Origin of the sequence: Neptunomonas qingdaonensis, from assembly GCF_900113275.1 — a bacterium.
In the GTDB taxonomy this organism is placed as follows: Bacteria; Pseudomonadota; Gammaproteobacteria; order Pseudomonadales; family Balneatricaceae; genus Neptunomonas; species Neptunomonas qingdaonensis.
In genome coordinates this window covers 70,305-95,156 of sequence record NZ_FOOU01000001.1, presented here as the reverse complement: position 1 = coordinate 95,156, position 24,852 = coordinate 70,305, and the positions used below count along the sequence as shown (strand labels likewise).

Genomic DNA, 24,852 nt, shown 5'->3' with positions numbered 1-24,852 from the left:
CGATGAAAAACCTCTTCTTTCTTGCGGTTAGCATAGTCGCGATTGCGGCACTAACCGCAACGCTGGCGAGCCAGCACTGGCTGTTCTCCCAGGCCTATGCCAGTGAGCAGCAGCCTGAGCCCGTATCAGAGCAAGAGGCTCTGCCAGTAACTCTGTCAGCACCCTGGAATGCCTTTTCATCTTCCTTTTTGTTACCCGCAGAGCACCTGTCATCAGACGAGCGGATGTCCTTTGCATTGGGCAGCAGCCTGTTCAGTAAAATATGGGTCTCGTCGCCCTCGTCAACCACGGCCAGCGATGGTCTTGGTCCGCTTTTTAATGCTCGCTCCTGCCACAGTTGCCATATCCGCAATGGCCGTGGTCGTCCTACGACAACACACGACAGCGCAGATGCAGCGATCTCCATGATTCTGCGCCTGAGCATTCCTGCGCAAACGCAGCAGCCTACAATGCAGGCACCAGGCCAGCAAAGCGTACTCCCCGAACCCGTGTATGGCACACAGCTACAAGACTTTTCTGTACAGGGAATTGCCGCAGAAGGCCGTATAAAAGTGCGTTATACCGAGCTTCCCGTGTCACCTTTAGCCGGTGAAAAGACCGCCACTATTTCACTGCGTACGCCTGAGTATGATATTAAACAACTAAGCTACGGCCCATTGCATCCCGATACCCGGATGTCAGCGCGGGTAGCTCCGCCTATCATCGGCCTGGGTTTACTCGAAGCCATCCCAGAGGCCGTTATTCTCGCGAGCGAAGACCCCGACGATCTCGACAACGACGGTATTTCAGGACGCGTAAACCGTGTCTGGGATATGCAGAGACAAAATCTCAGTATTGGCCGTTTTGGCTGGAAGGCAGGCCATCCGATGTTACAACAACAGAATGCTTCAGCCCTACACGCGGATATCGGTATCTCTTCCCCGATGTTCCCGGATGGATCAGGTGATTGCACAGCAGCACAAACACATTGTCAGATGCTGCCCAACGGTAATAGCACACATCTGGATAATGCTGAGGCCTCTGCGCAGATGCTCGATCTGTTTACGTTTTATACGCGTAATCTGGCAGTTCCGGGGCGACGAAATGTGAACGCACCCGAGGTAATCCGTGGCGAAAAACTGTTCACCGCTATCGGCTGCCAGCGTTGCCACACACCCGCTTATATAATTAACAATGGCTCATCCGAGTCCCCGCTGAAACAGACAATCAGCCCCTACACTGACCTGTTATTACATGACATGGGTGAAGGCTTAGCCGATAACCGTGATGAATTTCTGGCCACGGGGCGCGAATGGAGAACCGCTCCTCTATGGGGCATTGGCCTGACAAAATCTGTCAGCGGCCATACTCAGTTTTTACATGACGGGCGTGCCAGGAATTTAGCGGAGGCGATTATCTGGCACGGCGGGGAAGCAGACGCCAGTAAAAAACTTTTCATGCAACTTTCACCACAAAACAGACACGCTCTCATCTCATTTTTGGAATCACTCTAATGCAACCGAGCCATTCATTAACACCCGTTTTACTGAGTCTCTCTTTATTCCTGTTCGGCGTTGGCGTTGTTCATGCAGCACCCACTGAAGAACAGTGGAGTGAATTAAACAACGTCATTATCGGGCAACACCTGTCTCCGCGTTACCTACGTCTGGCGGATAACAGTTTAGCCATGTCAGAGCAGCTTAAGCATTTATGTGAAGCGCCAACCGATCAGCAACTAGACGCAGCACAACAGAGTTTTAACCGTGCTCAGGCCAGCTGGCAGGGCGTACAGCATATACAGTTTGGCCCGGTCACATTGCTGATGCGAAATTATTCTCTGCAATACTGGCCGGATAAAAAGAATATTGGGGCAAAACAACTCAGTGCTATTCTGGCGGCCACTGAAGCAAGCTTTGATGACGAATTTTTCCGCTCCGCCAGTATCAGCGTCAAAGGCTTCCCGGCACTTGAGCGCCTACTCTTTGCTGACGATAAGCAGATACAAGATCGCAATGCGGTTGAGTGCCGTCTGGCCAATGCTATTGCAGAACACATCTATGACACCGCTCAGGCTATCCACAGTGAATGGACAGAAGAAGCACGTTCAATCTCACTGGCGAGTAACAATACCAACACGCCGGATACTGACACTGAGGCTGAAATTGAATCTGGATTTGAGGAGTACCTCGCCTATGAAACACCCTCAGAGGCCGCGACAGAGTTTATGAAATCGCTTGTTGAGCCCATTGAAGCTATTCGTGATAACAAGCTCCTGAAACCACTCGACACATCAGCGCAGCAAAGCCGCTGGAAGAAAAGCGAATCATGGCGTAGTGGGCAATCTATCAACAATATCCAGGAAAATATTATCGCTCTGCATGAACTCTACAGTGGCACTCACCCCGTCAGTGTGAAAACTCTGTTAGAGGCATCGAATGACAGTGAGCGTGCCGCTGATATTGAAACCTCGTTTAAGATGATTACAGCGCAGTTGGCTCAGCTACCCGCCATTACCCAGATGAACATCACTGCGCAAATGCACCAACAACTCATGCAGGTTAGCGACCATCTGAAAACCTTGCAGAATCATCTGGAGCTGGCCATGCAAACGCTGAATATCCAATTAGGATTCAACAGCCGTGACGGGGATTAACCGCCGCCAGTTTTTAGGCTGGCTGGCAGCGTCTTCGGTGTTATTACAAAGCAGATCAGCGCAGGGCTATTCATCAAAAGGCTCCGAGGCATCGCAACGCTTCGCTTCTGCCAGCCAGGGAATGGATGGACAGAACTACCTGAATCTGTTTAATGGCCTTGGTAAGCAGCTGATACGTCATCCGCTGCCTTGTCGCGCCCACCAGATCGTCAGCCATCCTATTCAACCCTGGCTGTTTGCGGTGTCCCGACGCCCGGGAACATCCATCGATATACTCGATTACCAATCCGGCAAACGGGTACAACGGATTATGTGTACCGATGGGTATCACCTCTACGGACATGCTCAGATCAGTGCCGATGGCCGCTATCTGCTCACCACAGAAAAGAGCGAGCAACATGAGCAGGGTCGCATCGTTATACGTGACATCACGATAAATTTTGAAATAGTCGAAGAGTATTCATCCGCAGGTATCGGCCCGCATGAATTGCGCCTGTCGCCAGACCAGAAAACACTCGTGATTGCCAATGGTGGCATCAAAACGCGAGGCCGCGAGAAGCTTAATCTGGAATCGATGCAACCATCATTAGTTTATCTCGATTTACACACAGGCCAGCCACTTGAGCAGGTTCGCTTACCGGAGGAGTATCATCAGTCGAGCATCCGCCATCTGGATATTGCCGCGGATGGACAGATACTGATCGCCATGCAATATCAGGGCAACCCCGGTGACAGCGTCCCACTAATCGCTTATCACACGCGTGGAGAATCCATTCAGCCCTTAAGCATGCCTTCAGGCATACACAGCCGGCTGAATCAATATTGCGGCAGCGCCTGCTTTGATAGCTCTGGCAACTACGCTGCTGTGTCAGCCCCCAGAGGAAACATTATTACACTCTGGGATATGCAATCCCGGCAATTTAGTAAAGCAGTAAAAGTAAAAGACGCTTGTGGCCTAGCCAACACAGGGCGCCCCGGGGAGTTCTTAGTGAGCTCAGGAACAGGCCAGCTATACATGCTCAATGCGTTAACATCCGCCCGGCCTTCGCTACTGGCAGCTGCGGATAACATCCGATGGGATAACCATCTCTCTTTTATCCCACCCGTCTGAGTGACCCGTTTAAGCGGCCGAATTATTATGACCTATCTCAAGAGTTAATCAGATTCCACTGATATTACCCTGCTGAAAGTTCTATCCTGATCAGAAAGAGCATACAAAGCCAGGGGTTTAGTCATGTCTGATGGAGTAGGAATGTCTGATAAAGTAGGTAAGCCTGATCAGTTCCGGATGATGGACGGAAATGAGGCGGCGGCTTATATTGCATATCAGTTAAACGATGTGATCGCGATCTATCCTATTACTCCGGCATCTCCGATGGGTGAATTAAGCGATGCGTGGAGCGCCAGCGGTAAACCTAACCTATGGGGCACAGTCCCGGATGTCATTGAGCTGCAAAGCGAAGCCGGTGCTGCCGGTGCGGTTCATGGCGCGTTACAGGCAGGCGCTAAAACCTGCACCTTTACTGCCTCTCAGGGCCTGTTACTAAAAATCCCTAATATGTTTAAGATCGCAGCTGAATTAACACCGACGGTATTTCACATTGCTGCTCGCTCGGTTGCCACGCATGCGTTGTCTATTTTCTGTGATCATAGTGATGTAATGGCGGCCCGCACCACCGGGTTTGCCATGCTAGCCTCAAATTGTGTGCAGGAAGTGATGGATATGGCAACCATTGCCGAAATGGCATCACTGCAAGGGCGCGTCCCTGTTCTGCATTTCTTTGATGGGTTTCGTACCAGCCACGAAGTCAGCAAAGTCGAGATCGTTACCCCACAGATGCTGCAAGACTTAATCGACAGACCACTGATTCGTGCCTGCCGGGACAGAGCCCTATCACCAGAACATCCGGTCATACGTGGCACCTCACAAAACCCTGATCTGTTTTTTCAATCACGTGAAGCCAGCAACCCTTACTATGCGGCTTTTCCTGATGTGGTTCAGGCCGCGATGAACCGCTTCGCAACAGTGACCGGGCGCCAGTATCAATTATATGAATATGTTGGCTCACCAAACGCCGATAAAGTGATCATTCTGATGGGCTCTGGCGCTGAAACAGCCGAAGAAACCGTCAACTATCTGAATAAACAAGGTGCGCAGACGGGGCTGTTAAAAGTGCGTCTATTCCGGCCTTTTGATGCGCAGCGACTGCTGGCGGCATTACCTGATTCAGTGCAAAAAATTGCGGTGCTGGATCGCACCAAAGAGCCCGGCGCGGATGGAGAACCCCTGTATAAAGATATATCCACAGCACTGTTACAGGTGCTGCTAGACGAACGTCAGCCAGATGAGTTACCCACAGCCAGACTGCTGAAGATTATCGGCGGTCGCTTTGGGCTCTCGTCCAAAGAGTTTACCCCGGCGATGCTGAAAGCCGTTTTCGATGAGCTGGATAAGCCGCACAGTAAGAATCTTTTTACGGTCGGTATTAATGACGACCTGACACACACCAGCCTTGATTATGATCCGGCATTTACAACCGATGCGTATGCCTCCAACTTTCAGGCACTCTTTTATGGACTCGGTGCTGATGGTACGGTCAGTGCGAATAAAAACAGTATAAAAATTATCGGCGAACAGGATGGATTTTATGCACAGGGACATTTTGTTTATGACTCGAAAAAATCCGGTGCGATAACCGTTTCACATCTCAGATTTGGTGCCGAGCCGATTCATTCAGCTTATGAAATCCAGGCGAACCACGCAAATTTCATTGGATGCCACCAAACAGACTTCTTAAAGCTATACCCTATGCTGGATAAGGCTGCACAGGGCGCTGTCTTTCTGCTCAACACCACCGCGCCAGCCTCACAAGCCTGGGAAACGTTTCCGGCCGCTGTTCAGCAGCAGATTATCGATAAGCAAATAGCCGTTTATGTTATCGATGCTTATAAAGTCGCCAGTGAATCCAAACTAGGCACGCGTATCAACACCATCATGCAAACCTGCTTTTTTGCTATTTCAGGCATTCTGCCGCATGACGAAGCGATTGCGCAGATAAAAAAAGCAGTAGAAAAAACCTACGGGCACCACAGCAAATCGATTGTCGATCTTAATATACGGGCTATCGATGCAACACTCGCACAACTGCACTTACTCGATATACCCCGACAAATCAGCAGTCGTATCCCGATGCATGAAGTACACACCGAAAACGCCAGCGACTTCGTTAAGCAATTAACCGCAAAACTGATCGCCGGTTTGGGTAACGAGGTTGCTGTCAGTCAGATACCTCAGGATGGCACCTGGCCAACGGGAACCGCTCGTTATGAAAAACGCGATCTCGCGCATCAGATACCGCAATGGGAAGAGGATCTATGCACCCATTGCGGCAAGTGCGTTTTAGTCTGCCCGCATAGCGTAATACGCTCTAAAGCCTTTGCACCTGAATTACTTGAGAATGCTCCGCCACACTTTAAAGCTGTGCCTATTAAAGGCGCTAAAGAGTTCCCTGGAGGCACGCTGATGACTTATCAGATATCGCCACAAGATTGCACTGGTTGCACCCTGTGTGTCGATATCTGCCCGATAAAAGACAAAACCAATGTGAGCCGTAAAGCCCTCAACATGGTGCCGAAAGAACACACTCTGGAACAGGAAAAAGCCAACTGGGCCTTCTTTGAACAACTGCCTGAGTTTGATCGCAAAGGGCTGAAAGCCGGCACCATCAAAGGTGCGATGCTGATGCAGCCATTATTTGAGTTCAGCGGTGCCTGCTCTGGTTGTGGCGAGACCTCCTACATCCGCCTGGCCAGCCAGCTGTTTGGTGAACGTATGCTGGTTGCCAATGCGACCGGTTGCTCATCCATTTATGGAGGCAACTTACCCACAACGCCATGGACCACGAATAGTCAGGGTAGGGGACCTGCATGGAATAACTCACTGTTTGAAGATAATGCCGAATTCGGTTTGGGCATGCGGGCAGCGGTGGATAAACAGAATGAGTACGCTCGCGAACTACTGTTACGCTTAAAACCTCAGCTCGGTGTAAAGTCTCAGCTCAACATGGCACTGGTCGATGCTATTTTAAACGCGGTTGAGCATGACGAATCCGATATAGAAGAGCAACGCCAGCGGGTAAGCCAACTCAAAGAGCAACTGTCCGGCCTTTCTGAACCCGATGCAGAAGAACTGATCCACATTGCGGATCAGCTATGCCGTAAAAGCATCTGGATCATCGGCGGCGATGGCTGGGCCTACGACATTGGCTACGGCGGTTTAGATCACGTACTCGCCTCCAATCGAAATGTGAACATTCTGGTGCTGGATACCGAAGTCTATTCCAACACCGGTGGCCAAACATCAAAAGCGACACCCTTAGCGGCTGTTGCCAAGTTTTCGGCAGCGGGTAAGTCCGTCGCTAAAAAAGATCTCGCGCGTCTGGCCATGGACTATGGGCATGTGTATGTCGCGCATGTCGCCTATGCCAGCAAAGATGTACAAACATTGCGTACTTTTATCGAAGCTGAGTCATATGATGGCCCTTCGTTAATAATCGCTTACTCACCGTGTATTGCCCATGGTTACGACCTTAAGGACAATCACCAGCATCAAAAGCTAGCCGTAGAGAGCGGCCATTGGCCACTGTTTCGTTATGATCCGCGACGGGCAGCAGAGGGTAAGAACCCTCTCAAGCTGGATTCAGCTGAGCCCTCAATTCCGTATGCGAAATTTGCCTTACTGGAGTCCCGTTTCAGCATGCTTTACCGCACTCATCCTGAAGAAGCGGCCTTGTTACTCGAACGTGCTCAGCATGAGGTCAGTGAGCGTTATAAACGCTACCAGCAGCTGGCTGACATGGATTGGCAAGCGGCTGCTATTCCTCAATCCATAACCGAAACCATAGCAGAACCCAGAGCAGAACCCAGAGCAGAACCCATAGCCGATAAAGGCAATTCAGAGAGGACGCCATTATGAGCAAGCTTACCAGTCACTATCTGGGCATGACGTTAAAAAGCCCGCTTGTAGCATCGGCCTCACCACTCACGTCCAGTCTGAAAAGCGCCTTGGCACTCGAAGAAGCCGGCATAGCAGCCATCGTTATGCATAGCTTATTTGAAGAGCACTGCCAGCAGGATAATGATCTGATTCATAAAATCCTTCACGACCAGGATATCGGTCACTTCGAAGCTGATGGCTACCTGCCGTCTCCCATTATGAAAAAATTAAAAACCACAGAAGAGCGTTATCTGGAAACACTGCAATCATTAAAACAGGCGCTGTCCATCCCGGTAATCGCCAGCCTTAACGGCGTATCGCTGGAGGGCTGGGAGGAGCATGCCGCTAATATGCAGCAAGCGGGCGCTGATGCTCTGGAGCTGAATATCTATTATGTCGCCGCCAATCTCAAAGAGAGTGCAAACCACGTTGAAAATCGTTATGTCGAGATTGTCCGCCGCGTCAGAGCCGCCATCAATATTCCGCTCGCGGTGAAAATTTCTTCGCAGTTCAGCAGTCCGGTACATTTTGTGGATAAACTGAAAATAGCAGGCGCTGATGCGATTGTTATCTTTAACCGTTTTTACCAACCTGATATCAATCTGGAAACCCTCGATGTTGATAGCCATATTCAGCTTTCCACCTCCTCAGAGCTGCTCGAAAGGTTACGCTGGACCGCTATTATCAAGCATCAGGTTGCTATCGATATTGCTGTTACAGGCGGAATACACAGCACTGAAGACGTTCTCAAGGCATCTTTGGCAGGTGCAGACATTACTCAACTCTGCAGTGTGCTGCTACACAACGGCCTGGGTGTTATTAGCGAACTCAACCAAGGCATCGGTCAGTGGCTGGACGCCAATGAATATGAATCACTGGCGCAACTTAAAGGCAGCATGTCATACGCCCATACGCCGGATCCGAGCCGCTATGAGCGCAGTAATTATCTGGATCTGTTGGATGGCTGGGGTCGCTAAAAAGATAACATTAGCCTCACAAATAACACAAACTTTCGAAAGCAAAGCAAAGACCTCTTTAAACCTTTATATAAAAGCCTTGTTGCTTTGTTTTCGATAGCTAACTTCTTTCTCAATAGCACCACTGACGATTACAATAGCGCCATTATTGATCATCTATCGGATGCTTGTTTGTTATGACCACTCTAAAACCCTCGCATGTACTATTGATTCTGGTCGCGGCTATATGGGGCTTCGCCTTTGTTGCCCAAAGCACCGGTATGCAACACCTTGGCCCCCACAGCTTCAACGCGGCGCGTTTTTTATTGGGAGCACTGTCACTTGTTCCTCTATGGTTTATTTTAGGTAAACATAAATTACCCTTGAACAAAGACTTGTTCATTGGTGGGTTAGTGGCAGGTAGCGTGATGTTTGCAGGTTTTAGCTTTCAACAGGTGGGGTTGCAGCACACCACCGCAGGTAATGCGGGCTTTATCACCGGTATGTACATTGTCATGGTGCCTATCGCCGGCATAGCACTAGGCCATGCAACTAATATGAAAACCTGGGTTGGTGTTATTCTGGCGCTGGCAGGACTGTACGCGCTCTCCGTTTCGGATGATTTCAGCATCAATAAAGGCGATGCCCAAGTGCTCGTCGGTGCATTTTTCTGGACGGCACATGTGCTTATTCTTGGCTGGCTTTGTCGCAAGGTAGACGCCATTAGCCTATCGATTGTGCAATTTTTGGTAGCCACTGTGTTAGCCACCGTCATGATGTTTATGCTTGAAGAACCAACAATGGTGCAGTTTGAGCTGGCGCTACTGCCTTTACTTTACGCGGGTGTCGCCTCCAGCGGTATCGCCTTTACTCTACAGATCATTGCTCAACGCCAGGTCGCACCGAGCGTCACCGCTCTTATTTTGTCCACAGAAGCGGTTTTTGCAGTGATTGGAGGCTGGTTACTACTCAACGAGCAACTCACCAGCAATCAGTTTACAGGCTGTGGATTAATGCTACTGGGGATGTTAATTAGCCAATGGCCGGAACGAAAACCTAAACTAGCCATGGAGCAAGGTGCCGTTTAGCTCAAGATGCCGTTTAGCGCGGGTGGCAAGGGCTCTTTAGTCGACGTGCTTAATTATAAGCTTAATTAATGAGCCGATTTTAAAAGCTGGGTTAAACAGCTGAGTCAAAAAAAGTGTCCGGTAGGGCGCGATGCACCGGCGTCGAAAGAATCATCATGGTATTGGTGTCGCTCATGTCGCCGAACTGCTCCAGTATTTCATCAAGTCTGGCCATTGACGCGGTGGCCATTTTGATAACAAATGCCTGCTCACCGGTTGTGTTGTAGCATTCGATAATATCCGGGATCGTCAGTAACAGCTCTTTAAACTGGCGCTCCATCGCGCGAAATACTTTACATTGCACAATCGCCACGACCGGCAGTCCCAGCTTATCCATATCAACCGATACGCAATAACCGCTGATAACACCTTCCTGCTCCAATTTTCGTATTCGCTCAGCAACAGCAGGCGCTGACAGATGCACCTGTTTTCCCAGTTCCGCATAAGATATACGCGCATTTTTTTGCAAGGCTTTTAAAATACGGCGATTAATATTGTCGATCATAAAAGAGCCTCAGCCTTGCTCGTCATAAAAGCCTCAGCCTCGCTCGTCATAAAATGCCTCAACGTTGTCTGTAAGGGATCTGACAATAGCCAATGCCTCGTTTAGGCGCTACACCTTCCTTCGCCAGATACATCGACAATGAGTTCATCGACAAACTGATATTGGGGGTAGGGCCCAGAAAAATATGCTGTATCTGTAGCTTGTCTGCCTTCGGGGCCACCAACGAAAACTCAAAGAAGGGCACCAGCATAGAAGTACCTTCCCGATAGTGGACAGAGGGGTCTTTGAAGTCGGTAACAACCGGCGAAACAATGCGCCACTCCTCCTCCTCTTGAAAAGAGGGGTGCTTCAGAATCGCCGCAATACGTAACAGATCACTTTCGACCTGCTCAAACACCTCGGCGAAGACAATATCATCCCGGCAGCCGTGCATTCCACAAAATTCTGCCGCAAGATCTTCAACAAAATCAACTATTTGATGAATAAGTTGTCGCTGTTGTTTACGGTCATAAATACACTTCCCTACCATAAATGACTGCTGACGGGCGCAGCTGATTATCTGCTTAGGGTCAAAACCAATACTCACACCTTTTCCCAGCTCACTGTAGCCACGCCATTGGCTGAGCAGATTACCATTCGCCCGGAAAGATCCCGCAAACAACATGTGTCCGTTCGTTACCCGACCGGCAATCCAATCAAGGAACTGATTCAGCAGTTTTGGATTGGGGTGGCCCAGAACAATACGTTCATTCACCTCTTCTCTGATCAGCGTCACCATATGATTCAACTCTGCAGAGTCGTTCATATAACGAATATCACTGGCCCATAAAGATCCACTCCCTACGATACCCAGCAACCCGGAAAATGAGGTGTAATGGTAGATAGTTTCATTAGGTATATCGGAATATAGTTTTTGGGTGATTTCGCTAACCATCGGCTGACCTGTTTTATTCGTGCGCTCTCGACTCTTTTGTAACTTTCTCTGAATTTTTTTTCACGGTAACACCTTATAACATTAGCACATTTCAGACAAAAAAAAGGGGCGCATGTTGCCATGCCCCCCTGGATATACCTTTGGATATACGTCTGGATACAACCCATCTGCACCCCGAAAGGTTCAAGCATTAAAGGTGTACTCAATACACTTCCTGCAGTTTCATCAGAATTTTTTAGACAGCTCCGTCAGCTCACGAATAACCACCGTGAATGTCGCACTATCGGCAACGGCCGTCGAACGCAGTTCTTCAAGCACATGCTCCCAGCGTTTCAGTCCCTGCGAATTCTTATCTAACCAGCTTTGTGCCAACGCCTGGCCGGTCAGTTCACTGTCACTGCTCAATACCGAACGTGTCAGGCGACTTTGCTGAGTATTCAGGTCCTCATTGAAACCTTCACGCGCCAGCAACTGCCAATGGTTCTGCGGATCAATCTGACGAATGCGCTCGCTGACCCAATCCAGCTGCAGCCGCTCGCCTAACCAGAAATCAACTTCTGCGGTATTAAGAAGAGGCTGTTTAACCTGATCTGATACCTCGCTGATTGCCAGGGCAGCATAGAGTCGCTCTGCAGAGGTGATCATCGACGCCAGATCTTCAGGAATACCCTCATCGATCAGGCTTTGCCTTTTACCTAACCAGGCCGTTTTTAAGTCACCAGACAACAGCTCAGTAAAGGAGGCGCTGATCTCAGCAACCGCAGGCTTGAAGCGATCAATTACTTCCTGCAGTTGAAAGCAGCCACGGTTGCACACATTGCGCAATAACCAATAGCTGGCACGACGCATCAAGCGCAACATATCCACCATCATGCGTTGCTGTAACTGTGTCGAAACGAGATTATCTAATGCTTCTATCTGTTCCCAGATCTCACGCAGTTGGAAGACATCACGCGCCACCAGATAAGCTACAGCAACCTGATCAGCAGACTGACCAGCGGTTTCCATCATGCGGTTGGTAAAGGTGATCCCCATGTGGTTAACCATCGCATTGGCAACCTGGGTTGCGATAATTTCCTTCTTCAGCTGATGTTCTTGCACCGCTTCAGGGAAGCGCTTGACTAACTGTTCAGGGAACGCTTCTTTAATCTCATTTTTAACGTAAGGATCGTCGGTTATCCAGCTCTGAGTCAGCAGCTCTTTAAGCTCTGCTTTGGTGTAAGAGATTAATACCGACAATTCAGGGCGTGTCAGACTCTGATGATTCTTCTGACGTTGCAGCAATGCTTCTGCATCAGGCAAGAACTCAAGCGCACGATCCAGGCGACCCTCACGCTCAAGACGATCCATCAAGCGGGCATACTCATCCTGCGATTTACCGGCATGCTCAAGCGCTAAACTGAGCGCTCTTGCCTGACGGTCATTACTTTTCAGCACTTGTACAGCCACCGCATCGGTCATTTCACGTAACAAGTCATTACGTTGTTTCACTGTCAGATCGCCATCGACAATGCATTTATTGAGAAGAATTTTAATATTCACCTCATGGTCGGAGCAGTCAACCCCACCCGCATTATCGATAAAGTCGGTATTACAAGAACCGCCATTCAGACAGAACTCGATACGACCCCGCTGTGTGAAGCCCAGATTTCCGCCTTCACCCAAGACCTTGCAACGCAACTCATTCCCATTCACACGCAACGCATCGTTGGCCTTATCTCCCACATCTGCATGGTTTTCCAGGCTCGATTTCACATAGGTACCGATACCTCCATTCCAAAGCAGATCTACCGGTGCTTTGAGTAAAGCCGAGATCAGATCGTTCGGAGAGAGCTTATCTTCGTTAATATCGAAGCGCTGCTTCATCTCAGGCGTCAGCGTGATCGATTTTGCAGAGCGCAGGAAGAGGCCGCCCCCTTTTGAAATCAATGAAGTGTCATAATCTTCCCAGCCCGAACGTGGCAGAGCAAACATGCGCTGGCGTTCAATAAAAGTGCTCGCTTCATCAGGTGTCGGATCAATAAAGATATGCATGTGGTTAAATGCTGCCACCAGGCGGATCTTATCCGACAACAGCATACCGTTACCAAATACATCACCTGCCATATCCCCGATACCGATAACGGTGAAAGGATCGGTCTGAGTATTGATGCCTTTCTCACGAAAGTGCAGCTTAACCGACTCCCATGCTCCTTTCGCCGTGATTCCCATCCCTTTGTGGTCATACCCCTGGCTTCCGCCGGAAGCAAAAGCATCACCCATCCAGAAGCCGTAGGACTCGGCAATCTCATTGGCTATATCAGAGAATGTAGCGGTGCCTTTATCGGCCGCAACGACCAGATAAGGGTCATCACCGTCATGGCGTACCACATTTTCCGGTGGAATAACTTCGCCACCTTTTAAGTTATCAGCGACATCCAGCAGGCCACGGATAAAGATCTTATAGCTGGCGATACCTTCCGCCAGGATTTCGTCACGCGTACCGCCCTGCGGCAGACGTTTGGCAACAAACCCGCCTTTTGCCCCGACAGGTACAATGACCGCATTTTTTACCTGCTGAGCTTTTACCAAACCGAGCACTTCTGTACGGTAGTCTTCCAGGCGATCTGACCAGCGTAATCCACCACGGGCAACCTTACCGCCGCGCAGGTGAACACCCTCAACCCGTGGCGAGTAGACAAACATCTCGAACATCGGCCGTGGTTTAGGGATAGCCGCAATAAGGTGCGGGTTGAGTTTAAATGACTGATATTCTTTAGGCTCACCCTTTTCATTTAACTGGAAAAAGTTGGTGCGCAGTGTGGCTTTTATCAGCTCAAGAAAGCCTCTGAGGATTTTATCGTCGTTAAGGTTATCAACCTTATCCAACGCATCCAGAATACTGTTTTCTATACGCCCGAGCACCGCCTGTACTTTACCGCGTCCCTGTCGGGATGGCTCAAAGCGGGCGCGGAACAAAGCCACCAGCAAGCGTGTGGCCTGCGTATGACGCGTCATCGTTTCAGCAATGTAAGCCTGACTGAAACCAAATCGAATCTGTTTGTTATAACGTGCATAAGCGCGCAACATGGCCACTTCACGCCAATTAAGACCGGCACTCAGCACCAGACGGTTGAACTCATCATTGTCAGCCAGACCTTGCCAGATAGCGGCAAATGCCTGCTGGAAAATGTCTTTAACCTGATCCAGTTCAATCGGCGCTGAACCCCCGCGATGTGACAAAGAAAAATCATGTATCCAATACGATTTCCCGTTAACGCAGCTGACCACATACGGATGCTCTCCGACGACACGTAAGCCGAGATTCTCCAGTACAGGAATAACATCAGAGAGAATCAGTGGGTTTTCCGCAGTAAACAGCTTAAAGCGCAATACCGAGCGCGACTGCTCCAGAAGCCGGTAGAAGCTCATGCTTAGCGGCTGTGCGGAAAGCGCTTCCATTTTTTCGATATCATGAACGGCATGCAGTGTCGTAAAGTGATCACGATAAGCGGCCGGGAACGATTCACGATAAATGTTACTGCGGGTTGTGCCCAGCTCTTCACCAAAGGCTTCAATCAACGCACTCTGCAGATCATCACTCCATGAACGCGACAGTTCCTGCACTTCTGCTTCTAATTGCTCAAGATCCGGGGCCATCTGGCCTGGATTCACTCGCAAGACAAAATGTGTACGTGCCAATACAGACTCACTGAACGAGTTTGTAAATTCTATATCCTGTGCGTTAAACACTTTCCCCAATAAGTTCTGCACATTCAAACGCAGCGCAGTACTAAACAGGTCACGCGGCGCGTAATACAGGCAAGAGAAAAACTTACCGCTCTGATCGGCACGCACCAGTAAGCAAGCACGACGTCGTTCCTGCAGATAAAAGATTTTCAACGCAATGTTATACAGCTCTTCTTCTGATGCCAGAAACAGCTCATCACGCGGCAGATCGATCAGCACCTGTTCTAATGATTTCCCGCTGTGTCCGTGAGGATTAAACCCGGACCGTGCCAGAACGCGTTCAACCTTTTGACGGATCATCGGGATACGCTTAGGCCTTTCGCGGTAGACTGGCGAGGTATATAACCCGAGAAAACGGGTCGCACCGATACATTCATTCTTCTCATTGAAACGGCTGATAATCACCAAATCCAAATACGCAGGACGGTGTACCCGCGAGCGTTCGCCGTGGCGGACAAGACGCAATGGCAGATCTGAAGCTTCGGTTTTATCCAGATGAATTAAATTGGGTAACGTTAAAACGCCCATGCCCGAGTTTTTCTCTACCAGCATACCATCGGCATGAAACTCAATCTGATCGCTGGCTAAAAATGTAAAGTGATCTTCGAGTAACCACTCGGTAAACGCTTTTTCCTGCTCATAACCGCCAGCAGCCAAGCCAGCCACACATTCAGCAGCGCGCGCTTTCATCGGCAGGAAGTCTTTGACCGAAGCAGAAACAGCGGCCATCGAGGTCATCAACTCTGCTTGCAAACCTTTTAAAAGCTCGGGCTCAGTATGGCGATCCACTTCGAGATAAATATAGGACTCGGACGTACCTTCTCCGGCAGTAGCCAGCTCTTTGAGCACTTCACCTTCACGATGAACCCAGAGCACAATATTCTGGATAACATGAATACCAATCCCCTGACGATTCAGCTCCATACGGACCGAATCAACAATAAAAGGAGAATCCGTAGCAAGAATTTGTACCACGGTATGGTTACTATGCCAGCCATGCTGCTCAAGATCAGGGTTAAACACCCGCACTTTAGCGTATGACGTATTTAAATGTTTAAGGAAAGACCAGGAAGATAATGTCGCACCATAAATGGCTTCCATCGGGCGTCGCGCAATTTCGTCTTCAGGGGCATAAGTGAAAAAAAGATCAGCAAACTGTCCAACTTCAGCAGACTGCGCGTCTCCGAGTCTTTTGTGGAGTAGTTCCTTTAATTTGACCAGGGTTTTGTTATTTTTTTTATTAGCTATCTCGTTGTCCATTGAGTGTGAGCTCCGCTATTCGCTTATCGGGATAAATGGCATCAGTAAAAAATGGCATCGATGTAAATCATTACTCGTATTATCAGATCTAGCTGCTTTCAGTATGATATGCCCTGAAATGACGCACATCCAACTTTAGTCGACTCTTTCATAGGTTTCTGCAAAATTTTCCCACAATGACGCAATTTTGATACTTCATGGCGCTATTCGCTCCACCCTTACCGGGGCCCCCCGTGCCACAAGCGTTAACCCTAATAGAACAACATGCTGATACTCAAAATAACCGCCGATACTACGAGGCGCTTTTAAAAGTGTTACACGAATATGTTTTTTAGATCATTAAGCCTATTTTTACGCTCATCTGCTAATGCATAAAAGTACTTAGGTCTTATAGAACCGGTGCTTTTGTAGAAGAGCCGAACAAAAGCCTTACTCAATATACTGTCTTTACCGTGTTATTGAGAGGGGGGACACCTTATGAAAGCAAAATTACTATCGTCTTTAGTCGTATGTGGTGCATTGGCAGCACCGCTATCTGTTCAGGCAGAAGAGGGCGGAATGACGGAAGCAGGTCGACAGATCTTTAACCATAACTGCACCGCATGCCACTCACTTGAGCCCAGTAAAAATACTTTCGGACCAAGCTTGATTGGTGTAGTAGGGCGCCAGGCAGCGTCAATGCCACGCTTTTCTTATTCTGATGCAATGAAAGCCTCTGGCCTCACGTGGACAGAAGATAATCTGCGCAAATGGATTTCAGATAATGAAGCACTGGTTCCGGGTACGAGAATGCGCCATGTTTCAATCACCGATCAAGCTCAGCAGGATTACCTGATCAGTTTTTTACGCTCGTTAAAATAGTTCTGCATACGCTAGTGTGCCAGATAATAAGTCAGCCGGGCATGTCCCGGCAGACTTATATCTGTTATTGAAATGCTACTTGCCGGAAATCGTCGCTTTATATAGCTCTTTGAGACGCTTTACTACCTGATTATTAATACTGCGCTGCGTGAAGCTCCCGTCATTTTTACGCTGTCCGACAGAACGCCCCATGAGAATTTGTAAGCATTCATCAACCGTTGCAACGGCATAAATACGAAAATCACCTTGCGCCACCGCCTGCACGACTGTCTTTTTCAACATCAGGTTACGCACATTAGCACGAGGAATAATCACGCCTTGTTTACCGGTTAAGCCACGTGTTTCGCATAATTTAAAGAAGCCCTCAATTTTCTCGTTAACGCCACCAATCGCCTGCACTTCGCCATATTGGTTGATCGAACCGGTCAGGGCATATTGCTGAAAGATAGGTATATGAGTCAGCGCAGATATCAGCGTGCATATCTCTGCCAATGAAGCACTATCGCCGTCGATATAACCATAAGACTGTTCCAGTGCGATACTCGCTGACAGGGTTAATGGGAAATCCTGCGCATACTGATGACCTAAATAACCGGAAAGAATTAAAACGCCTTTTGAGTGTATCGACTGGCCTAGCTGCACTTCACGTTCTATATCAACAATACCGCGATTACCCGGATGCACTGTGGCGGTTATCCTTGCAGGGGTACCAAATGAAACGTCGCCCACCTGTAATACCGTTAGGCCATTACTTTTACCGACCGCTTCACCGTCGCTGTCGATTAATACCGTTTCATTGAGAATACTTTCAAGTATTTTCTGCGCGAGACGTCCGGTACGTTTCTCCTTAGCATCCAGCGCCGTCTCTACATGTTTAGCATTGATCAGTTCTTCTCCGGCAGTTTTCCGCCGAAAGTCGGCTTCACACAGCAAGTCAACCAACTCCCCTATATGCGCAGAGAGCAGGTCCTGATCTCCCGACAGACGAGAACTTTGCTCAACCAAGCGCGCCACCGCTTCGCGCGTCAACGGCGCAAGGTTTTCTTCGCCCGCCAGTGTTTTCATCAAACGCGCATAGTTTCTGATAGTCGCAGGGGCACGCTCAACATCTTCATCAAAATCTACCACCACACGAAACATCTTTTCAAAGTCCTGATCCATCTCCTGTAACAAGTAATAGGTATCGCGACCACCAATCAACACCACTTTAAGATGCAGGCGAACCGGGGCAGGGCTTAAGGTAATGGTACTGAAACCCGAGAATTCACTCATCGGATTCTCTATACGTATCTCATGGGCTTTCAGAGCCCGCTTAAGTGCTCCATAAACAAAGGGTTGCTCCAACAGTTTTTCGGCTTCCATCACCAGATAGCCGCCATTGGCTTTATGCAAAGCACCGGGACGAATCATCTGAAAATTGGTAACCAGCGCCCCCATATCATTATTGTACTCAACCCGACCAAATAAGTTCTCATAGCTGGGATGTGCTTCAAAAATGACCGGAGATCCTTTAGTTTTACTGTTATCCACCAGTAAATTGACGCCAAACTGCTCATCCAGCAAGGTACGCCGGCCGTTTTCTGTGCGCGCCTCTATCAGTTTTTCATCATTAATCAGCTCGGCACAATTTTTTACAATATGAGATTCAAGCTGATTAAAGTAATCTGGTAGAAAATTGATATTATTATATTTTTCTTTGGCTGCCTGAATAAGCGGAGAGACTGTTTGGCGTGCTGTCTCACGATCCAGCACCTTCATTCTTTCCGCCGCTTCACGTCGCCATTGGGGAAGCCCTGTCAAACTCTCGGTCAGGTAGTCTTCAAGCTCAGAGATGTTTTTTGAAAAGGTATCGCGTGTCTCTTCGGGTAATTGTGAGAACGCCGCTTCATCCATCGCCTGACCATCAGCAACCGGCGTAAATCCCACAGTGCCGGCATCCTGATAGACAGCAATGCTCTGTTCACGGGCGCGCTTTTCAACGTTATCGATAGCCTGATCATAATAGCGATTAAAATCGCGCTCAATTTTGCTTTTTTTACGTTGATAGGCAGGGTTTTCGAAAACCGCTGGCAACTCAGTCATGATGCTTTCAATCATGCGTTTGTTATCACGCCGTAACTGAGTGGCTTTGCCTGCCTGTAACTCAACTGCAACGGGATAGCGATCATCCAGTAAGTTATTCAGATAACACCAGTCTCTCGGCTTCTTTTCCTTTTTGGCGATGCCCTTCAGGCTCTCCATGGCAAAAGAGAAACGCCCGGTATGCGGATTACCCATCACAAATAAGTTATAGCCGGGACGCCGCATGCCAACACCGAACCCCATCGCTTCAATGGCACGCTCCTGACCAAAGAAACCATTAAAATTTTCCAGTGTTTCAGTTGTTCTGAAGGGAAGAATGTCGGTATCACAAACTTTGTACAGGGCTTCGGGGGGGAGGGACTTGAGCTTTTCCATCGGTACATCCTGAGCCGGAGAGTTTATAAACCTTATAAACCCTGATCGGCCAGTATGCAAGAAAACGCTGCAAATAAGCGAGCGTTAACGCTTCTAAATCAATGATTTAATATTTGGCTCCGCAGCTGATTAATCAAGCCTGCAGTGTCTGGGCGAACACCCCGCCAGATATAAAAAGACTCAGCTGCCTGCTCTACCAGCATGCCCAGTCCGTCAAGCTGCTGATAAGCACCCTGCTGCTCAGCCCAGCGATTGAATGGGGTTTGGCTGGCGCCGTACATCATGTCATAGCACCAGGTTTTCGTATGCACCATCCCTTCTGGCAAGGTCGGCATTTCGCCCTGCAGGCTCGCAGCAGTGCCATTAATAATCAGATCAAAAGGCCCTTCAAGGGCCTCAAAGGCCGAGGCACTGACATGTCCATAGGGAGCAAACAGTTCGGCCAGCGTTTCTGCCTTTGAGAGTGTCCGATTAGCGATAACCACTTCTCGCGGATTCTGCTCCAATACCGGCCTGATCACCCCGCGCACAGCACCACCCGCACCTAGAATCAGGACACGTTTACCCGCCATGTCATAACCATAATTGTCCTGGATATCGCGCACCATACCCACACCGTCGGTATTCTCACCACACAGTTGCCCCTGATCATTCAGATAAAGAGTGTTCACAGCACCGGCCAATTGAGCACGCTCAGAGCAAATATCAGCCATCTTCCAGGCATCTTCTTTGAAGGGTACAGTGACATTCAGTCCTTTGCCGCCGTCAGCAAGAAACGCGTCAACGCTTGCCGCAAACTTATCCACAGGGGCGCAGATAGCTTCATACGTCAGTGACTGTGAGGTTTGCTGCGCAAACTCAGTGTGAATCGCGGGTGATTTTGAATGCGATATAGGATTACCAAAAACAGCATAGCGATCCATTGATTATACCTCGAGCCAATTCTGTGGCTGCAGATAGCGTGTGTAAAGCTCGGCTTCTTCGCTGCCCGCTTCTGGTTTCCAGTCATATCCCCAGCGTACTTCAGGCGGTAATGACATTAAGATCGACTCTGTGCGGCCACCTGACTGCAAACCGAATAAGGTTCCACGATCATAAACAAGGTTAAATTCAACATATCGGCCACGACGATGCAGCTGGAAGTCACGCTGTTTTTCACCATAAGGCGTTCCGTCTCTGCGCTGAATGATGGGCACATATGCGGGAAGATAGGCATTTCCTATTGATTGCATCAGCGCAAAACTTTTGTCAAACCCGAGCTCGTTGAGATCGTCAAAGAATAAACCACCCACACCACGCGGCTCATCACGATGCTTTAGATAAAAGTAATCATCGCACCAGGTTTTAAAGCGAGGGTAGATATCATCTCCAAAAGGATCACAGGCGGCCTTGGCCGTCATATGCCAGTGACGGCAATCATCATCATTCCCATAATAAGGTGTCATATCAAAACCACCACCGAACCACCACACCGGATCTTCACCCTCTTTTTCCGCAATAAAAAAACGCACATTGGCATGCGAGGTAGGTATGTAGGGATTTTTTGGGTGCATCACCAGAGAGACACCCATCGCTTCAAAGGTACGGCCTGCCAATTCAGGGCGATGCGCCGTTGCCGACGCGGGGAGGGCATCGCCAAAGACATGTGAAAAATTGACACCGCCTTTTTCAAAGATCCCGCCATCAACAATAACACGGGTACGACCACCGCCACCTTGCGGTCTATCCCAACTGTCTTCGATGAACTTTTGTTGACCATCGGCCGCTTCTAATTCCTGACAGATACGATCCTGAAGGTCTAATAAGTAACTTTTTACTGCGTTAATATCGGGTGCGGACATAGCCTGTCAGTCTCCAGTGTCAGTCGAATATTATGAACGGACTACGCGGCTATCACGCAGATCCTGTATCGTTGTGGGTTGTGCCAAATCACCCAGTTTTCCTGGCAGGCAATAATCCAGTTTTGTACCGAAGTAAGTATTCACTCTTAATAGAGTCCTTGCAGGCTCAGCACTTGAAGGATTAGCAGACGTTGACACAATCGGCCGACCGAACGCGTTGCAGAGTGAAATAACGCCTGGATGAGCACTTACCCTAACCGCTACTGATGGATGTTTGCCTTTTATCCACGACGGAATAATATTATCAGGATCAGGAAGCAACCAGGTGTTTGGCCCAGGCCAGCTTGCCTCTAAGCGCTCCAGATGTTCAGGTGCCAATCCTCGCAATAAAGGCGCTATCTGTGCCATGCTGGCGGCCACTAGAATAACGCCTTTATGTACGGGACGCCGCTTGAGTGCTAATAATCGCCGAACGGCTGTTTCATTATAAGGGTCGCATCCCAAACCCCATACCGCCTCGGTCGGATAGGCAATCACTCCCCCGGCATCTAATGCTCTGGCAGCCTGTGAATAATGCCACTGGTTCATGCAGGAAACTCTTTGGATTAAAGCCGGAAAACTACCTGTTTCGTCTCCGAGTTGCAACTCTACCTATGTACATCAACGCTACATCAACGGATACGCCGATAGCCTCCGCCGACCGATTCCAGCCACCCCAAAAGCTCCAATTCTACTAAACCGGACTGCAGAGAGGACTGCAAACTATTGTCAATCAGACCTAATCTGGGGACGATCTCTTCTAATAATGTTAACGAAAAATCGACCGCATTCAGAATTTTATTTTGATTGACCGATAAATTATTCTGAACATCGCTTGGTTCTGCATGCTGCGACACCTCTCTGAGGACACCGAGCATGACAGATAATTCTTCCAGCATATGCTCGACAGATTCGACCAGAACAGCCCCTTCGCGGATTAATGAATGACAACCACGACTCCCGGGATGATCAATTGATCCGGGTAAGGCAAAAACTTCTCTGCCTTGATTCATGGCCATTCTCGCCGTAATAAGGGAGCCACTCTTTAACGCAGCCTCTACAACCAGAACACCGGTAGATAAACCACTAATAATCCGATTCCTGCGCGGAAAGTGCGCCGCTAAGGGCCCGCTTCCTGGCAGGAGTTCGGTCACCAGTGCACCGCCCGTGTCTAGAACTTTTTCAGCAAGTTTTTTGTGGCGCACCGGATAAATACGATCGCTGCCGGTACCCATCACCGCCACCGTAGGCAGTTGCAGATCAACGGCTGCCTGATGAGCAGCGCCATCAATCCCTAAAGCGAGTCCACTGGATACCACAAAGCCTGCTGAAGAAAGAGCGCGGGAGAACTGATAAGCATGCCGCAGCCCGGCAGCGCTGGCATTTCGACTACCCACAATCGAGACCATGGGTAAATGCATTGCATCCATATTACCTTGCACAAACAATATAACGGGGTGATCAGGAGCTTCACGCAGCAGGGCAGGATAGGCGTCGCTGTCGGACAATAAACATTCGACGTTTATTCTCTGTAGTTTTTCTAAAAATTGATTGGTTGAATCCCACAGATCACCGCGTTGCATCACATAACTCTGTAGCTGTGTAATCTGCAGACGGTTAAGTCGAGGAAAGGGAAGTGTATCGCAAGTTAAATGATTTTCGCTGTGACCCGCTACCAGTCGCTCAGGTGTCCATTTCCCTCGGAAAAGTTTACCCAGTGTCGCCGGTCCAATACCGGGCAACTGACTGATAGCGATCCAGTCCTTTGGATCGCTAGGCATATCATTCTCTTATTTAATAAGATTCGAAATCAGGTGAAACAACAGAATCGCCAATAGACAACACATTGGTGGCTGTCATGACTAACCCATAGCTCACTTTCTCAAAGGTTTTAAAGATCATTAACGTGCCTGCCTCTTCAGCAGGGAGCGTTATCTTTTCTTTAGTAAGTGGGTCAGTAATTGTCTCACCACGGGTTGATACAACAAACACGTGTCCCGACTTCAAGCCTTCACGGTTGCCCTTATTAATGGCTACTGCATCATAGCGGCCAATCTTAGTGACACCACGTAACACCGCCAGAATTTCCCCTTTAACTTCTACAGGGGCCGCCGCCGGATAGAATACCGACTGAATTCGAGACTCAGGTGAAGGGATAACCCGATCCATTACACGCACTTCTTCGCGGGATTTAATGAGATCCAGGCTGGTAATATCATCGTTCAATGCCGTAATGCGAGCTTCAGCTACTTTTAATAACTCATATCCCAATAGTTCCTTAGTATCAGGATCTATATATTCCTTAGCAGGACGATAGACATTCTGCTCGATATGCCCCTGATCGATCTCACCGCGTGCATAAATCCTGTCACCTGCACCGGCAATAATGCGCGCATTACGACCGCCCAAAACATAAGGTGTCTGCCTAAGCAGCTCGTCATCGAGTACTACATTGTCGCTAAGGAAAGCATACAGATCCTTCAATGGAATAGCAGGAATAGCGTTATCAAGCTTAGAAACGCGGGCACGAGGCTGCATTCTGTCATCTTTTAAACGCAATTTTGGCTGACCATTTACCCATGTCAGGTAAAGAACGTCTCCAGGATAGATCCAATGCGGGTCATCAATCTGCGGATTAACATCCCATAGCTCAGGCCAACGCCATGGCTTTTTCAAAAAATGTCCGGAGATATCCCAAAGAGTATCTCCCTTCACAACCACATATTCTTGCGGATGGTTTTCTTGTAGCTGTATCTGATCAGCCCTTGCTTGTACTTGAATTGGCGTTGACAGAGCAAGCCATGAAGCCAAACATATACCCAACAGTTTTTTCATCTCAGTTCCCTTGCTGAGTGCCCGGAATACTCCATTGCACATCTAATAAACAACGGTAAACGACAAATGCATCGTAGCGCTATATCAGTATAATAGGTTAATTGATGTTTTGTGCCGAATATGGCGCTTCTCTATAACTTTCTGAAGAATATGTGATTTTATGGCCCTGTTAACCGTTCTTGAATTCCCTGATCCCCGCCTGCGTACCATCGCAGAACCTGTTGAGCACGTTGACGATGAGCTGCGCAGCATCATCGATGACATGTTTGAAACCATGTACGACGCCCCTGGTATTGGTTTGGCGGCCACTCAGGTCAACATTCATCGTCAAATCATTACTATTGATGTATCAGAAGATAATAATGAACCATTAGTATTGATTAATCCCTCTTTCGAAGTTATTTCTGGTGAACTAGAAGAGATGCAGGAAGGCTGCTTATCCGTTCCCGGTTTTTACGAAGAGGTCAAACGCCCAAACCATATCCGGGTAAAAGCACTTGATCGAAATGGAGAGAGTTTCGAAATGGAGGCGAATGACTTACTCGCCGTGTGTATTCAGCATGAAATAGACCACCTCAATGGCAAACTGTTTGTCGATTACCTCTCCACACTGAAACGAAACCGCATTCGCTCCAAGCTAGAGAAAATACATAAACTTGAACAAGTGAACTAAGCTTATT

The 24,852-nt window shown here is 48.7% G+C and carries 17 protein-coding genes; 8 read left to right on the top strand and 9 right to left on the bottom strand.

Annotated features, from left to right (window positions below; translation table 11 throughout):
* The first annotated feature begins 2 nt into the window (after positions 1-2).
* The 6 genes from BM099_RS00385 to BM099_RS00360 all read left to right on the top strand — a co-directional run bounded on the left by BM099_RS00385 (position 3) and on the right by BM099_RS00360 (position 9,672).
* A complete protein-coding gene (locus BM099_RS00385; RefSeq protein WP_090722993.1) occupies positions 3-1,493 on the top strand; it encodes a di-heme oxidoreductase family protein in 1,491 nt (496 codons plus the stop codon).
* Entirely contained in the window at positions 1,493-2,632 is a 1,140-nt protein-coding gene (locus tag BM099_RS00380) for an imelysin family protein (RefSeq protein ID WP_090722990.1), read from the top strand. The genes BM099_RS00385 and BM099_RS00380 overlap by 1 nt, the downstream gene beginning before the upstream one ends.
* Positions 2,619-3,743 (top strand): DUF1513 domain-containing protein, encoded by a 1,125-nt coding sequence (locus BM099_RS00375; RefSeq protein WP_090722987.1) that lies wholly within the window; start codon positions 2,619-2,621, stop codon positions 3,741-3,743. The genes BM099_RS00380 and BM099_RS00375 overlap by 14 nt, the downstream gene beginning before the upstream one ends.
* A gap of 141 nt (positions 3,744-3,884) precedes the next feature.
* Complete coding sequence (nifJ, locus tag BM099_RS00370; RefSeq protein ID WP_232348883.1) at positions 3,885-7,607, top strand: pyruvate:ferredoxin (flavodoxin) oxidoreductase; 3,723 nt, start codon at positions 3,885-3,887, stop codon at positions 7,605-7,607.
* The gene (locus BM099_RS00365) at positions 7,604-8,605 is read left to right on the top strand and encodes a dihydroorotate dehydrogenase-like protein (RefSeq protein WP_090722984.1); all 1,002 of its coding nucleotides are present in this window, start codon (positions 7,604-7,606) and stop codon (positions 8,603-8,605) included. Before nifJ ends, BM099_RS00365 begins: the two co-directional genes overlap by 4 nt.
* Before the next feature lie 176 nt (positions 8,606-8,781).
* A complete protein-coding gene (locus BM099_RS00360; RefSeq protein WP_090722980.1) occupies positions 8,782-9,672 on the top strand; it encodes a DMT family transporter in 891 nt (296 codons plus the stop codon).
* Positions 9,673-9,763: 91 nt separating this feature from the next.
* Here the strand turns inward: BM099_RS00360 and BM099_RS00355 are convergent, their stop codons facing one another.
* From BM099_RS00355 to BM099_RS00345, 3 genes are all read right to left on the bottom strand, one after another.
* Positions 9,764-10,216, bottom strand: a complete 453-nt coding sequence (locus BM099_RS00355) for an Lrp/AsnC family transcriptional regulator (RefSeq protein WP_232348884.1) — start codon at positions 10,214-10,216, stop codon at positions 9,764-9,766.
* A gap of 58 nt (positions 10,217-10,274) precedes the next feature.
* Positions 10,275-11,150, bottom strand: a complete 876-nt coding sequence (locus BM099_RS00350; RefSeq protein ID WP_090722978.1) for a DUF2971 domain-containing protein — start codon at positions 11,148-11,150, stop codon at positions 10,275-10,277.
* 225 nt (positions 11,151-11,375) lie between these two features.
* Positions 11,376-16,139, bottom strand: a complete 4,764-nt coding sequence (locus tag BM099_RS00345) for an NAD-glutamate dehydrogenase (protein WP_090722974.1) — start codon at positions 16,137-16,139, stop codon at positions 11,376-11,378.
* A 477-nt stretch (positions 16,140-16,616) separates the two neighbouring features.
* On the opposite strand from BM099_RS00345, the gene BM099_RS00340 reads away from it, so the two are divergent.
* The gene (locus tag BM099_RS00340; RefSeq protein ID WP_090722971.1) at positions 16,617-17,000 is read left to right on the top strand and encodes a c-type cytochrome; all 384 of its coding nucleotides are present in this window, start codon (positions 16,617-16,619) and stop codon (positions 16,998-17,000) included.
* Positions 17,001-17,075: 75 nt separating this feature from the next.
* Here BM099_RS00340 and BM099_RS00335 read toward each other — a convergent pair whose 3' ends face one another.
* The 6 genes from BM099_RS00335 to BM099_RS00310 form a co-directional block, all read right to left on the bottom strand.
* The gene (locus BM099_RS00335) at positions 17,076-19,457 is read right to left on the bottom strand and encodes a Lon protease family protein (protein ID WP_090722968.1); all 2,382 of its coding nucleotides are present in this window, start codon (positions 19,455-19,457) and stop codon (positions 17,076-17,078) included.
* Positions 19,458-19,555: 98 nt separating this feature from the next.
* Positions 19,556-20,380 (bottom strand): shikimate dehydrogenase, encoded by an 825-nt coding sequence (gene aroE / locus BM099_RS00330; RefSeq protein ID WP_090722965.1) that lies wholly within the window; start codon positions 20,378-20,380, stop codon positions 19,556-19,558.
* Positions 20,381-20,383: 3 nt separating this feature from the next.
* On the bottom strand, positions 20,384-21,298 hold the full coding sequence (hemF, locus tag BM099_RS00325; RefSeq protein WP_090722962.1) for an oxygen-dependent coproporphyrinogen oxidase: 915 nt from the start codon (positions 21,296-21,298) through the stop codon (positions 20,384-20,386).
* Between the two features lie 30 nt (positions 21,299-21,328).
* On the bottom strand, positions 21,329-21,886 hold the full coding sequence (tsaC, locus tag BM099_RS00320) for an L-threonylcarbamoyladenylate synthase type 1 TsaC (protein WP_090722959.1): 558 nt from the start codon (positions 21,884-21,886) through the stop codon (positions 21,329-21,331).
* A gap of 83 nt (positions 21,887-21,969) precedes the next feature.
* Entirely contained in the window at positions 21,970-23,118 is a 1,149-nt protein-coding gene (gene dprA, locus BM099_RS00315; RefSeq protein WP_198064084.1) for a DNA-processing protein DprA, read from the bottom strand.
* Between the two features lie 13 nt (positions 23,119-23,131).
* Positions 23,132-24,172 (bottom strand): LysM peptidoglycan-binding domain-containing protein, encoded by a 1,041-nt coding sequence (locus BM099_RS00310; RefSeq protein WP_090722956.1) that lies wholly within the window; start codon positions 24,170-24,172, stop codon positions 23,132-23,134.
* A gap of 160 nt (positions 24,173-24,332) precedes the next feature.
* On the opposite strand from BM099_RS00310, the gene def reads away from it, so the two are divergent.
* Positions 24,333-24,845, top strand: coding sequence for a peptide deformylase (def, locus tag BM099_RS00305; RefSeq protein WP_090722953.1), 513 nt, complete (start codon positions 24,333-24,335; stop codon positions 24,843-24,845).
* Positions 24,846-24,852: the final 7 nt, after the last annotated feature.

Bases quoted from the DNA above. Each gene is read 5' to 3' on its own strand.
- BM099_RS00385 (WP_090722993.1), top strand. From the start codon at position 3: ATGAAAAACCTCTTCTTTCTTGCGGTTAGCATAGTCGCGATTGCGGCA.
- BM099_RS00380 (WP_090722990.1), top strand. From the start codon at position 1,493: ATGCAACCGAGCCATTCATTAACACCCGTTTTACTGAGTCTCTCTTTA.
- nifJ (WP_232348883.1), top strand. From the start codon at position 3,885: ATGTCTGATAAAGTAGGTAAGCCTGATCAGTTCCGGATGATGGACGGA.
- BM099_RS00365 (WP_090722984.1), top strand. From the start codon at position 7,604: ATGAGCAAGCTTACCAGTCACTATCTGGGCATGACGTTAAAAAGCCCG.
- BM099_RS00360 (WP_090722980.1), top strand. From the start codon at position 8,782: ATGACCACTCTAAAACCCTCGCATGTACTATTGATTCTGGTCGCGGCT.
- BM099_RS00355 (WP_232348884.1), bottom strand. From the start codon at position 10,216: ATGATCGACAATATTAATCGCCGTATTTTAAAAGCCTTGCAAAAAAAT.
- BM099_RS00350 (WP_090722978.1), bottom strand. From the start codon at position 11,150: ATGGTTAGCGAAATCACCCAAAAACTATATTCCGATATACCTAATGAA.
- BM099_RS00345 (WP_090722974.1), bottom strand. From the start codon at position 16,139: ATGGACAACGAGATAGCTAATAAAAAAAATAACAAAACCCTGGTCAAA.
- BM099_RS00340 (WP_090722971.1), top strand. From the start codon at position 16,617: ATGAAAGCAAAATTACTATCGTCTTTAGTCGTATGTGGTGCATTGGCA.
- BM099_RS00335 (WP_090722968.1), bottom strand. From the start codon at position 19,457: ATGGAAAAGCTCAAGTCCCTCCCCCCCGAAGCCCTGTACAAAGTTTGT.
- aroE (WP_090722965.1), bottom strand. From the start codon at position 20,380: ATGGATCGCTATGCTGTTTTTGGTAATCCTATATCGCATTCAAAATCA.
- hemF (WP_090722962.1), bottom strand. From the start codon at position 21,298: ATGTCCGCACCCGATATTAACGCAGTAAAAAGTTACTTATTAGACCTT.
- tsaC (WP_090722959.1), bottom strand. From the start codon at position 21,886: ATGAACCAGTGGCATTATTCACAGGCTGCCAGAGCATTAGATGCCGGG.
- dprA (WP_198064084.1), bottom strand. From the start codon at position 23,118: ATGCCTAGCGATCCAAAGGACTGGATCGCTATCAGTCAGTTGCCCGGT.
- BM099_RS00310 (WP_090722956.1), bottom strand. From the start codon at position 24,172: ATGAAAAAACTGTTGGGTATATGTTTGGCTTCATGGCTTGCTCTGTCA.
- def (WP_090722953.1), top strand. From the start codon at position 24,333: ATGGCCCTGTTAACCGTTCTTGAATTCCCTGATCCCCGCCTGCGTACC.